The organism is Pseudomonas sp. St316, from assembly GCF_018325905.1.
In the GTDB taxonomy this organism is placed as follows: domain Bacteria; phylum Pseudomonadota; class Gammaproteobacteria; order Pseudomonadales; family Pseudomonadaceae; genus Aquipseudomonas.
Genome location: NZ_AP021901.1, coordinates 5,674,353 through 5,690,151 on the forward strand (window position 1 = coordinate 5,674,353; position 15,799 = coordinate 5,690,151).

A 15,799-nucleotide genomic window follows, 5' to 3' on the forward strand; every position below is an offset into this window, starting at 1 on the left:
GCTTATGGGGCTGCTGCGCGGCCCAACGGGAGCTTCTTCGCGTCCCAACGAAAGCCTCTTCAGAACGAACTCTAAAAATAATATTTGACAGTATAAAAAACAGCGCGCAAAACTTGTCCACGCTTTATGGAATGTGGACAGAAAGAGATTTTGCCTTAGTGAAAAGTCAAGATATTTTACTCATGTACAAAATGGCCAGCCTTCACGCGCAGGAAGAGTTGTCTCCGACAGGCAGCCAGACCGTGGCCTGGGGCGGCTTATCCCAGATTGACTTGCTCCCGGACGACTACAGTCCCGAACCAAAATTGATCACTTCCCCTGCGCCTGACAAATCCTGGGACAACTTGGAGGTCGCCATAAAACGCATCATCGACGCAGACTCGTTCCTGTGGGAGGGCTGGGACACTGACGATGATCCCCCCACAAAAAGACCGCAGCCAAGTGGGAGGACCGCTACACCCTCAGAGCCCTGGCGGAGTCATTGGGCTTGAGCAAAAGCGAGATATCGAACTCGATCACCCGGTGCCGAGAGGCTGGACTGATAACAAACGACTATGAAACCTCCCTGCCCAAAGTGAATCGCCTGGCGCTTTTAAAGATCACCGAGCACGCGCTGAAGTACTTTTTCCCCGTCAAGCCGGGTGCCCTGGCACGAGGGATTCCCACAGGCTTCGCATCACCGGTGCTATCCAAACACCTTAGAAGCGCCGGGGGAAATATCCACGTTTGGCCCGATCCACAAGGCACGGAGCGTGGCCAGACCATCGAACCCATTTACAAGACAGTCCCCGAGGCCGTGAAGAACGATCGAACCCTTTATCACTACTTAGCCTTGGTTGACTCGATACGGCTGGGCGGACCTCGCGAGACCAGCGTCGCCATTCAGCTTCTTAAAAAAGGCATGGGCCTTTGAGTGTTGCCGCCGATCACAATTACGAGATGTTGAATGCCGTCGCGCAGGGATTGGGCGACGAGCTTTTAAAGGAAGTCGCTTTCGTTGGCGGCTCTACCACCTGGCTTCTGTGCACTGACGACATTGTGCTGGATGATATCCGCAGCACTGACGACGTTGACCTGGTCATTGAGCTAGGTGGCATTGCTGACTGGCAAAGACTGACAGAACGCTTGGCCGACAAGGGCTTCAAGATTACCGCCGAGTACAGCGATGTAACGTGCCGGTTCAAGTTCAACGATGTGATTGTCGACGTGATGCCCTCCGTGAAGGAGGTACTCGGCTATGAAAACCGCTGGTTTGTGGATGGCCTGGCGAACGCAGACACCTTCACACTGCCCAGCGGGATTGTGATCAAAATTTTCAAACCCGCCTACTTCGTCGCGACAAAACTCGAAGCGTTCAAAGGCCGTGGTAACGGCGATGCCTACCATAAAGATGTCGAGGATATCGTTCTCGCTGTAGACGGCCGGGAGAGCTTGCGAGAGGAGGTTAGCCAGGCAGATCAGGCGTTGCGAACGTATATTGCGGCCGGCATCACCGGGCTGCTGGCACTCGATTCCCTGGACTATGTAATACAAAGCTTCCATTCCGTCAGTGCGAACCCGGGCCGAGACAAACTGATTTATCAGCGCCTGAAACAACTGGGCAACATCAAATGATTTACTCAGCCAGGTCTGTCAAAGGGCGGGCAAGCGATGAAAACCGAGACGGTGTAGGAGCAAGGTTCGACGGAGCACGAGGACTATTTGTCATCGTAGACGGCACCTCAAGACCAGGCAGTGGCCCGCTCGCACAGGCGCTGGTCGACCAAATACTCACACTATATTGCGAGAAAGTCGTGCTGGGCTGTTCGGATAATAGCCATGAAAAAGCGGCGGCGTTACTCAAGGAGGTATTGAATGATGCACACGACCGGCTCTTTTCGACAGCCTTCACAGGGTCGGCGAGCTACCTGGTCGGTGTAGCCGCTACTGGACTTCTCACAATCGCTTACGAGGGCGACTGTTGCGCTGGCGTGGCTTTTTCAAACAGCACGATCACCTGGCTCACAACACCTCACTGCCTTGCCAACTGGAAACGCGATCGTGACCACCGACAACTGGCAGCAGATCCAGGTCGGCATCGGATAAGCCGGTGTTTCAATGCACGGAATAAACCAGATCCCGAAATAGTCACAAAAACGATCATTAATGGTGAAAAACTGGTTTTTGCGACCGATGGCTTTTGGGCTGACTTAAATCATGTAACACAGGCCCAGTTGCTGGAAGTCGAGACGCTTGACCTTATCCTTGCCGATGATGACGTTTCCTGGATAGTCGTGCAGATCCCGGCCTAGCAGTCATCTCTTTAGGCTCGCTTCCACAATTGGATCAGGGTACGACCGGGAGAACCAGGCCGGCTGTCAGGCCGCCTCGCGAGCAAGCTTTGCTCCCACAGATCTGATGGGTGTAAGACCGGGAGAGCCAGGTCGGCTATCAGGCCGCCTCGCGAGCAAGCTTTGCTCCCACAGATCTGATGGGTGTACGACCGGGAGAGCCAGGTCGGCTGTCAGGCCGCCTCGCGAGCAAGCTTTGCTCCCACAGATCTGATGGGTGTACGACCGGGAGAACCAGGTCGGCTATCAGGCCGCCTCGCGAGCAAGCTTTGCTCCCACAGATCTGATGGGTGTACGACCGGGAGAGCCAGGTCGGCTATCAGGCCGCCTCGCGGTGGACGTTGATCTCGGGCGCCCCGTTAACCACGCTGGCCGAACGCAGGCATTGTGGAGTGGGCATCCCGGCATGGATGCCGGGATAGCCGCGCTGGGCCATGGATGGCCCTTCGCGGCGGGCCCACGGAGCAATGCCTTCGTTCGGGCACACCGAGCCTAGGCGAGGTGCCGAGTGGTGGGGCAAAAGCGCTTTGGTTACTTTCGCGCTTTTCGAAAGTGACCCGCCGTCAGGGCGGAACCCTAAGTGGCCGTTACCGCAGCAATGGATATGTACCCGGTCAACAAAAACCCTGGCCGGATGTAAGGCCGCCTCGCGAGCAAGCTTTGCTCCCACAGACCTGACAGATGTACGGCAGGGAGAGACAGGCCGACTATAAGGCCGCCTCGTCCAAAGAGGTATACCCAAACCCGACAGTCCTCCTCACTTTTCGATATTTCCAACACCCCCACCCACAACGCTACTCTCCTGAAAAACCGTCACCACCCCCAAGGGATTTCATGGACAGAACCACCTTCAAACCTCTGCTACTCACCCTCGCCCTGATCAGCAGCGCACCAATGGCTCAGGCCGCCACCACCCTGGTCTACTGCTCCGAAGCCAGCCCCGCCGGGTTCGACCCCAGCCAATACACCAGCGGCACCGACTTCGACGCCTCGGCCGAAACCGTCTTCAACCGCCTCACCCAATTCAAGCGCGGCGGCACCGAAGTCGAGCCGGGGCTGGCGACGAGCTGGGATGTGTCCACCGACGGCCTGGCCTACACCTTTCACCTGCGCGACGGCGTGAAATTCCACACCACCGACTATTTCACCCCCACCCGCGAGTTCAACGCCGACGACGTACTGTTCACCTTCCAACGCCTGCTCGACCCGCAACACCCGTTCCGCCAGGCCTACCCCACCGAGTCGCCCTACTTCACCGACATGGGCCTGAACACCACGATCAAAAACGTCGAGAAAGTCGACGAACACACCGTGCGCTTCAACCTGAACAACGTCGACGCGGCTTTCGTGCAGAACCTGGCGATGAGCTTTGCCTCCGTACAGTCCGCCGAATACGCGGCGCAGTTGCTCAAGGAAGGCAAGGCCGGCGACCTCAACCAGAAACCCGTCGGCACCGGGCCGTTCGTGTTCAAGCGCTACCAGAAGGACTCGCAGATCCGCTACGCCGCCAACACCGCGTACTGGAAACCCGAGGACGTGAAGCTCGATAACCTGATCTTCTCGATCACCCCGGACGCCGCCGTGCGCCTGCAAAAGCTCAAGCGTGGCGAATGCCAGGTCAGTGGCTACCCACGCCCGGCCGACATCGAGGTGATCGAGCAAGACCCCAACCTGCAAGTGCTCAAGCAGCCCGGTTTCAACCTGGGCTTCTTGGCCTACAACGTCACGCACCCGCCCTTGGATCAGCTCAAGGTCCGCCAGGCGCTGGACATGGCCATCGACAAGCCTGCGATCATCAAGGCCGTGTACCAGAGCGCCGGACAACTGGCACAGAACGCCTTGCCGCCGGCCCAGTGGTCGTTCGACCCGACCATCCAGGACGCGCCCCACGACGTGACCAAAGCCAAGGCGCTACTGAAGGAGGCCGGAGTTGCGCCCGGTACAACCATCAATTTATGGGCGATGACAGTGCAGCGCGCCTCCAACCCCAATGCGCGAATGTCTGCACAGATGATCCAGCAGGATTGGGCCAAGATCGGGATCAAGGCCAACATCGTCAGCTATGAATGGGGCGAGTACATCAAGCGTGCAAAAAATGGCGAACATGATGCAATGATTTACGGCTGGACCGGCGACAACGGCGACCCCGACAACTGGCTGGGTGTGCTGTACAGCTGCGCGGCGGTCAAGGGCAGCAACTACGCCAAGTGGTGCGACCCGGCGTATGACCGCTTGATTCAGCAGGCCAAAGTCTCGACAGACCGCCAGAAACGGATCGATTTGTACCAACAAGCGCAGAAAATCCTCAAGCAACAAGTGCCGATCACGCCGATCGCCAACTCCACGGTATTCCAGCCGATAAACAAGCAAGTGGTGGACTTCAAACTCAGCCCATTCGGCCTCACACCCTTCTACGGCGTGGGTTTGAAGAAGTAGCACCCGCCCATTTCCGGTGCATTGCGGTCGCGCAGCGCACCGGGAAAGGGCGCTATTTGCCCCGAAAAAACACGCGCAAACGATCAAATGCGCCAGAAGTTACACAGATGCGACATTAAGGTACGTTCGTGCCACTGTTTCGGACTTGTGACCGCTCTGGATCTTGCATTGGGTATGGGGCCTGCATAAGTATCCGCAGGACGACTCACGAGGTCGCCCTCAAATCCAAAAATGACAACAAATCATGAGGCCAACATGCTTAAACAAGCGGTCATTCCGTTTTTAGTCGGCGCAAGCTTATTAGCCAGCGCACCTTTCGCCCAAGCCGCGACTAACCTGGTGTTCTGCTCCGAAGGGAGCCCGGCCGGTTTTGACCCTGGTCAGTACACCACCGGAACCGACTTCGACGCCTCTGCAGAGACCATGTTCAACCGCCTGACCCAGTTCGAACGTGGCGGCACCGCCGTGATTCCTGGCCTGGCGACCAAGTGGGATATTTCCGAAGACGGCCTGACCTACACCTTCCATCTGCGTGAAGGCGTCAAGTTCCATACCACCCCGTACTTCAAGCCGACCCGCGAATTCAACGCCGACGACGTGCTGTTCACCTTCAACCGGATGATCAACAAGGACGACCCGTTCCGTAAGGCCTACCCGACCGAATTCCCGTACTTCACCGACATGGGGATGGACACCAACATCACCAAGATCGATAAAGTCGACGACCACACCGTCAAGTTCACCCTCAAGGACGTCGACGCCGCGTTCATCCAGAACATGGCCATGAGCTTCGCCTCGATCCAGTCCGCCGAATACGCCGCCCAGTTGCTCAAGGAAGGCAAGGCCCCCGACATCAACCAGAAGCCAGTCGGCACCGGCCCGTTCGTGTTCAAGAGCTACCAGAAAGACTCCAACATCCGCTACACCGGCAACAAGGACTACTGGAAGCCTGACGACGTGAAGATCGACAACCTGATCTTCGCCATCACCACCGACCCGTCGGTGCGCATGCAGAAACTCAAGAAAAACGAATGCCAGATCACCCTCTTCCCACGCCCGGCCGACCTCAAGGCCCTGAAGGAAGACAAAGCGCTGAAGATGCCTGACCAGGCGGGTTTCAACCTGGGCTACATCGCCTACAACGTGATGGACAAGATCAAGGGCAGCAACGAGCCTAACGTGCTGGCCAACCTGAAAGTCCGCCAGGCGCTGGACATGGCGGTCAACAAGCCGCAGATCATCGATTCGGTCTACCAGGGCGCCGGCCAGCTGGCCGTCAACGCCATGCCGCCGACCCAGTGGTCCTACGACACCACCATCAAGGACGCCAAGTACGATCCTGAGAAAGCCAAGGAGCTGCTCAAGGAAGCCGGCGTCAAGGAAGGCACCAACATCACCCTGTGGGCGATGCCGGTCCAGCGTCCGTACAACCCGAACGCCAAGCTGATGGCCGAGATGCTGCAGTCCGACTGGAAGAAGATCGGCCTGAACGTCAACATCGTCAGCTACGAATGGGGCGAGTACATCAAGCGTTCCAAAGGCGGCGAGAACCAGGCGATGATCATCGGCTGGAGCGGTGACAACGGTGACCCGGACAACTGGCTCAACGTGCTGTTCGGCTGCGACTCGCTGGCCGGCAACAACTTCTCCAAATGGTGCGACAAGAAGTTCGACGGCCTGGTCAAGGAAGCCAAGCGCACCACCGACCAGTCCAAGCGCACCGAACTGTACAAACAGGCACAACACGTCCTCAAGGATGCCGTGCCAATGACACCTATCGCTCACTCGACGGTGTATCAACCCATGCGCGCCAACGTGCAGGATTTCAAGATCAGCCCCTTTGGCTTGAACTCCTTCTACGGCGTCAGCGTCAGCAAATAAAGATAGGCAACGGCGGCGTGTTCAACGTCGCCGTTGCTGTATCTGCCGAGACCAAGACTCAGGAAATCGCCTACCTCCAAAAACACTGCGTACCACAGCAGTTGGTTTAGGACGTATCGCCTTTTCCCACAAGTCTTTCAGGCATTACGCATTTACCGCCTGGTCCACGACTCATACCGTCGGGCCTGGACGGCTTGCCAGCCCTGCGGCATCGCTACGCAATGGAATGAGCTCAGTGCTCCGGACCTGTCCACGGGAGGACACCGGTTCACTGTTAAAACACCCCGAACGAGAGAGGGAGCGTCATGCGCCATACCTTGGTTTTTTCCGCATTGCTGGGCACCGGCCTGTTGGCCGCGACGTCTGTGGCCGAGGCCGCCGCCGGCAGCCTGGTATTTTGTTCCGAAGGCAGCCCTGCCGGTTTCGACACCGCGCAATACACCACGGCCACCGACAACGATGCCGCCGAGCCGCTGTACAACCGCCTGGCCGAGTTTGAAAAAGGCGCGACCAATGTCGTCCCAGGCCTGGCGACCCGTTGGGACATTTCCGAAGACGGCCTGAAGTACACGTTTCACCTGCGCGAAGGCGTGAAGTTTCATACCACCGACTACTTCACACCGACCCGGGATTTCAACGCCGACGACGTGCTGTTCACCTTCAACCGCATGCTCGATCCGCAGCACCCGTTCCGCAAGGCCTACCCTACCGAGTTCCCGTACTTCAACGGCATGAGCCTGAACAAGAACATCGCCAAGGTGGAAGCGACCGGGCCGTTGACCGTGGTCATGACCCTCAACAGCGTGGACGCCGCGTTCATCCAGAACATCGCCATGAGTTTCGCCGCCATCCTGTCGGCCGAATACGCCGACCAGCTGCTCAAGAGCGGCAAGCCGAGCGACATCAACCAGAAGCCGATCGGCACCGGGCCGTTCGAGTTCAAGAGCTACCAGAAAGACTCCAACATCCGCTACGTCGCCAATAAGCAGTACTGGGCGCCGGAGCGGGTCAAGCTGGATAACCTGATTTTCTCCATCAACACCGATGCGTCGGTGCGGGTGCAGAAGCTCAAGGCCAACGAATGCCAGGTCACCCTGCATCCGCGTCCGGCGGACGTACCGGCCTTGAAGAACGACCCCAAGCTGCAGTTGATCGAGAAGCCCGGTTTCAATCTGGGCTACATCGCCTATAACACCCGCCACAAGCCATTCGACCAGGTCGAAGTGCGCCAGGCGCTGGACATGGCGGTGAACAAGCAAAGCATCCTCAATGCCGTGTACCAGGGCGCGGGACAACTGGCGGTCAACGCCATGCCGCCGACCCAGTGGTCCTATGACGACACGATCAAGGACACCGCCTACAACCCGGAAAAGGCCAAAGAGCTGCTCAAGGCCGCCGGGGTCAAGGAAGGCACCGAAATCACCCTCTGGGCCATGCCCGTACAGCGTCCGTACAACCCCAACGCCAAGCTGATGGCCGAGATGCTCCAGGCCGACTGGGCGAAGATCGGCCTGAAGGTGAAGATCGTCAGCTACGAATGGGGCGAGTACATCAAGCGCACCAAGAACGGCGAGCACGACATCAGCCTGATCGGCTGGACCGGCGACAACGGCGACCCGGACAACTGGCTGGGCACGCTGTACAGCTGCGACGCCATTGGCGGCAACAACTACTCCATGTGGTGTGACCAGGATTACGACAAGCTGATCAAGCAGGCCAAGGTCGTCACCGACCGCGACCAGCGCACCGTGCTCTACAAACAGGCCCAGCAGTTGCTCAAGCAGCAAGTGCCGATCACCCCTGTTGCCCACTCGACGGTCAACCAGCCGCTGAGTGCCAAAGTCGAAGGGTTCAAGGTCAGCCCCTTCGGTCGTAACGTGTTCTCGGGCGTCAGCCTGAACCCATAACCGTATAGCCACGCAGCGAGGGTTTCCTTTGGAAGCCCTCACGCAGACGTCTTGCCTGAATTCGCCGATCAGGTGCCATGCAAACGTTTGCGATCTGTAAATGAGTTGTAAAACCCGATAGCCGTATCACCAAAAAAGACCGGCATTAAAAAAGCAAAGGAGCGTTACCGATGAAACTGAGCAGCACCGCGATACTGGCCCTGGCCATCAGCAGCATCACCGCGACGGCGTATGCTGAATCTGTCAGTCAGGAATTCGTCCCTACCGCGCTGGCCGACAGCAGCGCCCAGAGCGAAGCAAAAGGTTTCATCGATGGGCAAAGCCTGGGGGGCACGACTCGTAACTGGTACGCCAACGAGTTGAAACGTCGTGATGACCGATTCAGCTACAAACCAAACAGTGTAAAAAATGACCCGTCCGTACCGGCTACTCCCATTGCTCGTCGCATCAACTGGGTTCAGGGCACTATCGTCAACTACACGTCCGGCTTTACCCAAGGCACCATCGGCGTCAGCACTGAAGTAGCCGCCTACAACGCTGTCGTTCTGGACCAGGATCGCAAGCACATCGCCGGTGGTTCCAACCGCACCCTGGCGGACAACAACGGTGATGCCGTGGACCAGTGGAGCAAGCTGGGCCTGGCCAACGTCAAGTTCCGTGCATCGAACACGACGCTGACCGCAGGTCGCCAGAACTTCAGTACGCCAATCGTTGATGTCATCGGTAACCGTGCACTGCCTTCTAGCTTTGAAGGTATCAGCCTGCACAGTGAAGAATTCAACAACCTGTCGTTCGACCTGGCCGGTTTCGATCGCGTTTCGCCACGGACCGAGCAGAGCCTGTCGAAATTCCGCAGTGAATATTCCGCTACCGGCGTGGAAACCGACAAGGTCTACACCGCCGGCCTGAACTACCAACCGTTCAAAAGCCTGAAAACCAGCCTGTATGGCGCCAAAGTCGAAGACTTCTGGAACCAATACTACTTCGGTGCTACCCACGAGCTCGGGGACAGTCAGGTGCTGAGCCTGACCACCGGCCTGAACTATTACAAAACCGTCGATGAAGGCAAAAAGCTGATGGGGAATATCGACAACGATACCTACTCCCTGTCCCTCGGCCTTGCTCACCAGGCTCACAGCCTGACCTTCTCCTACCAGGAAGTGAACGGCGACGAGTACTTCGACTACCTGCATGAAACCAACGGCATCTACCTGGCCAACTCCCTGCTGTCGGACTTCAACAGCCCGAACGAGAAATCCTTTCAGATTGCCTACGGCCTCAACATGGCCGAATACGGCGTGCCTGGCCTTAAGTTCAACATCTATCAAGCGCGCGGTTGGGGCATTGACGGTACTCACTACCGCGGTACGGCTTACACCGATCCAGGTGCCAAGCGTGGCGACTTGAGCCTGATGGACGGTGAAAGCCACTACGAATATGGCATCGGTGCCTCTTACGCAGTGCAAAGCGGCCCGCTAAAGGCCACCGCCATTCGTGCGACCTACACCACTCACCGCGCCAGCGAACACCAGGCGGATGGCAACATCAACGAGTTCCGCCTGGTCACCACCATCCCGTTCAACATTCTCTAAACTGCCACCGGGCGGTCGACTCACAAGGTCGCCCGCCCGGTCTTTTGCCATTGACCCGATTGCAGAGGATTGACGATGAACATGATTCCCCTACGCGCCGCCATCGCCGCCGCGTTGCTGAGTGTCGCCGTTGGCGCCACGGCCAAGCCCCTGGTGGTTTGCACGGAAGCCAGCCCGGAAGGCTTCGACATGGTCCAGTACACGACTGCAGTCACCGCCGACGCCGTGGCGGAAACCATTTTCAATCGCCTGGCCGATTTCAAGCCCGGCACCACCGAAGTGATTCCGGCCCTGGCCGAATCCTGGGACATCAGTGAGGATGGCCTGACGTACACCTTCCACCTGCGCAAGGGCGTCAAGTTCCACACCACCGAATACTTCAAGCCGACCCGCGACATGAACGCCGACGACGTGGTCTGGAGCTTCCAGCGCCAGCTGGACCCGAACCACCCGTGGCACAAGCTGTCGAGCGTGGGCTTCCCCTACTTTGAAAGCATGGGCTTCAAGGAACTGCTCAAAAGCGTCGAGAAAGTCGACGAGCACACGGTCAAGTTCAGCCTGACCCGCCGCGAAGCGCCGTTCCTGGCCGACATCGCCATGGCCTTCTCCTCGATCTACCCGGCCGAATACGCCGACCAATTGCTCAAGGCAGGCAAGGCCGGCGACCTCAACAGCAAACCGGTCGGCACCGGGCCGTTCGTCTTCCAGCGCTACAACAAGGACGCCCAGGTGCGCTTCAAGGCCAACCCGGACTACTTCCGTGGCAAGCCGCCAGCCGATGCGCTGGTATTGGCCATCGCCACCGACAACAACGTGCGCATGCAGAAGCTCAAGACCAATGAGTGCCAGATCGCGCTGTACCCCAAACCCGATGACATCCCCAGCATCAAGAAAGACCCGAACCTGAAGGTCGCCGAGCTGGACGCGATGACTGTCTCCTACACCGCCCTGAACACCAGCCACAAATACATGAGCGACGTGCGGGTGCGCAAAGCCATCGACCTGGCCTTCGACAAGGCAGCCTACGTCAACGCGCTGTTCGGCAAGGGCAACGCCACCGTGGCGGTCAACCCCTACCCACCGACACTGCTGGGCTTCAACCACGACCTGAAGAACCCGCCTCATGACTTGGACAAGGCCCGTCAGTTGCTCAAGGAAGCCGGCGTTCCGGAAGGCACCGTGTTCACCCTGTTCACCCGCAACGGCGGCGGCCCGACCAACCCCAACCCGATGCTCGGCGCGCAGATGATGCAGGCCGACCTGGCGAAGGTCGGGATCAAGGTCGACATCCGCGTGATGGAATGGGGCGAAATGCTCAAGCGCGCGAAAAACGGCGAGCACGACATGGTCTCCGCCGGATGGGCGGGCGACAACGGCGACCCGGACAACTTCCTGACGCCTATGCTCAGTTGCGAGGCGGCCAAGAACGGCGAAAACTACGCGCGCTGGTGCAACGAGAAATTCCAGGCGCTGATCGACCAGGCTCGCGCCACAGTGAACCCCGAGGAGCGCATCAAGCTCTATGAACAGGCCCAGGTGATTTTCAACCAGGACCAACCGTGGATCAGCATGGCCCACACCCGCATGTTTACTGCAATGCGCAATAACGTAGAGGGTTATGTGATTAGCCCGCTCACCACCAACAACTTCGCCACCACCCAGGTGAAGTAGATAAGAAAACGCCCGGCCGCTCTTGACCCAAGAGTGGCCGGGCACGCCTAACCGGCTGATGAGGTACACCTGAAGATGTTTAGTTTTATTGCCCGCCGACTGGGATTACTGATCCCCACGTTCTTCGGCATCACCTTGCTGACCTTCGCGTTGATTCGCATGATCCCCGGCGACCCCGTGGAAGTGATGATGGGCGAACGTCGGGTCGATCCCGAAATGCATGCACAGGCAATGGAACGCCTTGGCCTCAATAAACCGCTGTATGCCCAGTACCTGGACTACATCGGCAAACTGGCCCACGGCGATCTCGGCGAATCGCTGCGTACCCGTGAAAGCGTATGGACCGAGTTCAGCTCCCTGTTTCCCGCGACCCTGGAACTGTCCATGGCCGCCCTGTTGTTCGCCGGTATCCTGGGTCTTTTGGCCGGGGTGATCGCGGCACTCAAGCGAGGATCCCTGTTCGACCATGGGGTGATGGGCATCTCCCTGGCGGGGTATTCGATGCCGATCTTCTGGTGGGGCCTGATCCTGATCATGTTCTTCTCGGTGTCCCTGGGCTGGACGCCGGTATCGGGACGGATCGACCTGCTCTACGACATCGAGCCGAAAACCGGCTTCATGCTGATCGACACCCTGCTCGCCGATGAGCCGGGCGCATTCCTCGACGCCTTGCACCACCTGATCCTGCCGGCCATCGTGCTGGGCACCATTCCGCTGGCGGTGATCGCCCGCATGACCCGCTCCTCGATGCTCGAAGTGCTGCGCGAGGACTACATCCGCACCGCCAAGGCCAAGGGCCTTTCGCCGTCGCGCGTGGTGTTCGTGCATGGCTTGCGCAACGCACTGATCCCGGTGCTGACCGTGGTCGGCCTGCAGGTCGGCACGCTGCTGGCCGGTGCGGTCCTGACCGAAACGATCTTCTCCTGGCCGGGCATCGGCAAGTGGCTGATCGAAGCCATCGGCGCCCGGGACTATCCCGTGGTGCAGAACGGCATCCTGTTAATCGCCTGCCTGGTGATTCTGGTCAACTTCGTCGTGGACATCCTCTACGGCTTTGCCAACCCACGCATCCGTCACCAGCGCTGAGATCAAAACCATGAGTACTCCAACTACCGCGGTAGCAGTCGATCAAAGCCTGCTGTACCCGTCTCCGTACAAAGAATTCTGGCACGCGTTTTCCCGCAACAAGGGCGCCGTGGCCGGGCTGCTGTTCATGATCCTGGTGGTGTTCTGCGCGCTCTTCGCGCCGTGGGTCGCGCCCCACGACCCGAGCGAACAGTACCGCGACTTCCTGCTGACGCCGCCGGCCTGGCTCGAAGGCGGACAGATCCAGTTCCTGCTGGGCACCGACGAACTGGGCCGCGACCTGCTCTCGCGCCTGATCCAGGGTTCGCGCCTGTCGCTGCTGATCGGCTTGTCGTCGGTGGTGATGTCGCTGATCCCGGGCATCCTGCTGGGCCTGTTCGCCGGGTTCTTCCCGCGCATCCTCGGCCCGACCATCATGCGCCTGATGGACATCATGCTCGCCCTGCCCTCGCTGCTGCTGGCCGTGGCGATCGTTGCCATCCTCGGCCCTGGCCTGATCAACACCGTGATCGCCATCGCCATCGTCTCGTTGCCGTCCTACGTGCGCCTGACCCGCGCCGCCGTGATGGGCGAACTGAACCGCGACTACGTGACCGCCGCCCGCCTGGCCGGCGCCGGCCTGCCACGCCTGATGTTCATCACCGTGCTGCCCAACTGCATGGCGCCGCTGATCGTGCAGGCGACCTTGAGCTTTTCCTCGGCGATCCTCGACGCCGCCGCCCTGGGCTTCCTCGGCCTCGGCGTACAACCGCCAACGCCTGAGTGGGGCACCATGCTGGCCTCGGCCCGCGACTACATCGAACGCGCCTGGTGGGTCGTGAGCCTGCCTGGCTTGACCATTTTGCTCAGCGTGCTGGCAATCAACCTGATGGGCGACGGACTGCGCGATGCGCTGGACCCGAAACTCAAGAATGCCGCCTGAGGAGATTCCCATGTCACTGCTAGAAATCAAGAATCTCAATGTCCGCTTCGGCGACGCCACCGCCGTGCCGGTGGTCGACGGCCTGGACCTGAGCGTGGAAAAAGGCGAAGTCCTGGCCATCGTCGGCGAATCGGGCTCGGGTAAATCCGTGACCATGATGGCGCTGATGGGCCTGATCGAGCACCCTGGCATCGTCACCGCCGACGCGCTGAACTTCGACGGCAAGAACATGCTCAAGCTGAGCAACCGCCAGCGTCGGCAGATCGTCGGCAAAGACCTGGCGATGGTCTTCCAGGACCCGATGACCGCGCTCAACCCCAGCTACACCGTGGGCTTCCAGATCGAAGAAGTACTGCGCCTGCACCTGAAGATGTCCGGCAAGGCGGCCCGCAAGCGCGCCATCGAGCTGCTGGAAAAAGTCGAGATCCCGGGTGCCGCCAGCCGCATGGACGCCTACCCGCATCAACTCTCCGGCGGTATGAGCCAGCGCGTGGCAATCGCCATGGCCATTGCCGGCGAGCCGAAGCTGTTGATCGCCGACGAACCGACCACCGCCCTGGACGTGACCATCCAGGCACAGATCATGGACCTGCTGCTGGCCCTGCAAAAAGAGCAGGACATGGGCCTGGTACTGATCACCCACGACCTCGCCGTGGTCGCCGAGACCGCCCAGCGTGTGTGCGTGATGTACGCCGGCCAGGCCGTGGAAGTAGGCCAGGTGCCGCAGCTGTTCGACATCCCGGCCCACCCCTACAGCGAAGCGCTGCTGGCGGCGATTCCGGAACACAGCATGGGTGCCGAGCGCCTGGCGACCTTGCCCGGCATCGTGCCCGGTCGCTACGACCGCCCGCAGGGCTGCCTGCTGTCGCCGCGCTGCCCGTACGTGCAGGACAACTGCCGTCAGCAACGCCCCGCCCTCGATCCGAAATCCAACAGCCTCGCCCGCTGCTTCTACCCGCTTAACCAGGAGGTGGCATGATGGCCGTCGTACTTACCGCCCGTGACCTGACCCGTCATTACGAAGTGTCCCGTGGCATGTTCAAGGGCCATGCGACCGTGCGTGCCCTCAACGGTGTGTCGTTCGAGCTGGAGGCCGGCAAGACCCTGGCCGTGGTCGGCGAATCCGGTTGCGGCAAATCCACCCTCGCCCGGGCCCTGACGCTGATCGAAGAGCCGTCCTCCGGTTCCCTGAAGATCGCCGGCCAGGAAGTGACCGGCGCCAACAAGGCCGAACGCAAGCAACTGCGCAAAGACGTGCAGATGGTCTTCCAGAGCCCCTATGCATCCCTTAACCCGCGGCAGAAGATCGGCGATCAACTGGCCGAGCCACTGCTGATCAACACCAACCTGTCGGCCACCGAGCGCCGGGAAAAGGTCCAGGCGATGATGAAGCAGGTGGGCCTGCGCCCCGAGCATTACCAGCGCTACCCGCACATGTTCTCCGGCGGCCAGCGCCAGCGCATCGCCCTGGCCCGCGCCATGATGCTGCAACCCAAGGTGCTGGTGGCGGACGAACCGACCTCGGCGCTGGACGTGTCGATCCAGGCCCAGGTGCTGAACCTGTTCATGGACTTGCAGGAGGAATTCAACACCGCCTACGTGTTCATCTCCCACAACCTGGCGGTAGTCCAGCACGTGGCCGATGACGTGATGGTGATGTACCTCGGGCGCCCGGTGGAAATGGGCCCCAACGAAAACATCTACAGCCGCCCGCTGCACCCATACACCCAGGCGCTGCTGTCGGCCACCCCGACCATCCACCCGGACCCGAACAAGCCGAAGATCAAGATCGTCGGCGAACTGCCCAACCCGCTCAATCCGCCGTCCGGCTGCGCTTTCCACAAGCGTTGCCCGTACGCTACCGAGCGTTGCCAGACCGAGGAACCGGCGTTGCGGCCGCTCGATAATCGGCTGGTGGCGTGTCACTACGCCGAGCAGTTCCTCGACGGCGCGGCGTAAGGCTAAAAGGCAGAA

At 59.7% G+C, this 15,799-nt stretch carries 11 protein-coding genes and 1 pseudogene; all 12 read left to right on the plus strand.

From position 1 onward, the window contains the following. Positions 1 to 131 precede the first annotated feature (131 nt). The 12 genes and pseudogenes from KI237_RS31140 (at position 132) to KI237_RS25495 (ending at position 15,784) form a co-directional block, all read left to right on the plus strand. Positions 132 to 913 (plus strand): annotated as a pseudogene (locus KI237_RS31140) (MarR family transcriptional regulator). Then, positions 910 to 1,614, plus strand: a complete 705-nt coding sequence (locus KI237_RS25445; RefSeq protein WP_212797554.1) for a hypothetical protein — start codon at positions 910 to 912, stop codon at positions 1,612 to 1,614. The pseudogene KI237_RS31140 and the gene KI237_RS25445 overlap by 4 nt, the downstream one beginning before the upstream one ends. Beyond that, positions 1,611 to 2,291, plus strand: a complete 681-nt coding sequence (locus KI237_RS25450) for a PP2C family protein-serine/threonine phosphatase (protein WP_212797555.1) — start codon at positions 1,611 to 1,613, stop codon at positions 2,289 to 2,291. The genes KI237_RS25445 and KI237_RS25450 overlap by 4 nt, the downstream gene beginning before the upstream one ends. Positions 2,292 to 3,164: 873 nt before the next feature. Then, complete coding sequence (locus KI237_RS25455) at positions 3,165 to 4,766, plus strand: ABC transporter substrate-binding protein (protein WP_212797556.1); 1,602 nt, start codon at positions 3,165 to 3,167, stop codon at positions 4,764 to 4,766. Between the two features lie 255 nt (positions 4,767 to 5,021). Beyond that, complete coding sequence (locus tag KI237_RS25460; protein ID WP_212797557.1) at positions 5,022 to 6,647, plus strand: ABC transporter substrate-binding protein; 1,626 nt, start codon at positions 5,022 to 5,024, stop codon at positions 6,645 to 6,647. 305 nt (positions 6,648 to 6,952) lie between these two features. After that, entirely contained in the window at positions 6,953 to 8,554 is a 1,602-nt protein-coding gene (locus KI237_RS25465; RefSeq protein WP_212797558.1) for an ABC transporter substrate-binding protein, read from the plus strand. Between the two features lie 170 nt (positions 8,555 to 8,724). Further along, a complete protein-coding gene (locus KI237_RS25470; RefSeq protein WP_212797559.1) occupies positions 8,725 to 10,146 on the plus strand; it encodes an OprD family porin in 1,422 nt (473 codons plus the stop codon). Positions 10,147 to 10,221: 75 nt separating this feature from the next. Then, positions 10,222 to 11,817 (plus strand): ABC transporter substrate-binding protein, encoded by a 1,596-nt coding sequence (locus tag KI237_RS25475; RefSeq protein ID WP_212797560.1) that lies wholly within the window; start codon positions 10,222 to 10,224, stop codon positions 11,815 to 11,817. Between the two features lie 75 nt (positions 11,818 to 11,892). After that, positions 11,893 to 12,903: an ABC transporter permease subunit gene (locus KI237_RS25480; protein ID WP_030139822.1), complete on the plus strand. Its 1,011-nt coding sequence runs from the start codon at positions 11,893 to 11,895 to the stop codon at positions 12,901 to 12,903. A 10-nt stretch (positions 12,904 to 12,913) separates the two neighbouring features. Next, on the plus strand, positions 12,914 to 13,825 hold the full coding sequence (locus KI237_RS25485; protein WP_060739191.1) for an ABC transporter permease subunit: 912 nt from the start codon (positions 12,914 to 12,916) through the stop codon (positions 13,823 to 13,825). A 10-nt stretch (positions 13,826 to 13,835) separates the two neighbouring features. Next, complete coding sequence (locus KI237_RS25490) at positions 13,836 to 14,804, plus strand: ABC transporter ATP-binding protein (RefSeq protein WP_014336599.1); 969 nt, start codon at positions 13,836 to 13,838, stop codon at positions 14,802 to 14,804. Further along, positions 14,804 to 15,784: a peptide ABC transporter ATP-binding protein gene (locus KI237_RS25495; RefSeq protein ID WP_212800695.1), complete on the plus strand. Its 981-nt coding sequence runs from the start codon at positions 14,804 to 14,806 to the stop codon at positions 15,782 to 15,784. The genes KI237_RS25490 and KI237_RS25495 overlap by 1 nt, the downstream gene beginning before the upstream one ends. The last annotated feature ends 15 nt before the right edge of the window (positions 15,785 to 15,799 follow it).